The 254-nt window shown below is 48.4% G+C and carries 1 protein-coding gene; it reads right to left on the reverse strand.

Translation table 11 applies throughout. The features are described from left to right. On the reverse strand, window positions 1-254 hold a 254-nt coding region (locus tag SB749_RS20160), incomplete at both ends, for a hypothetical protein (protein WP_410711873.1).

Raw genomic sequence — 254 nt, forward strand, 5'->3', positions numbered from 1 at the left:
CTCTGGACTTTATCTTCTCGAACGTTATCAAAGCGGGAGGTTGAGCCAGTGCCATCTGCGTCAGATACTGTGAGGTTGGCTAACGAGTTATCCTCATCACCATGTCTGATACCGTAGGCACCATAACCAGTAATGCTCTCATTAAAATCATATTCTCCGCGAATCGTACCAAAGACATCCTCCTCGTTTGAATAACTCCAACGCTGCGCCCGGTTTTTTGAGCCATCTCGTGCTTTTGGTCCCTGCGAGACACC

The sequence above is a fragment of the Brevibacterium sp. SIMBA_078 genome, assembly GCF_046534565.1.
Taxonomy (GTDB): domain Bacteria; phylum Actinomycetota; class Actinomycetes; order Actinomycetales; family Brevibacteriaceae; genus Brevibacterium.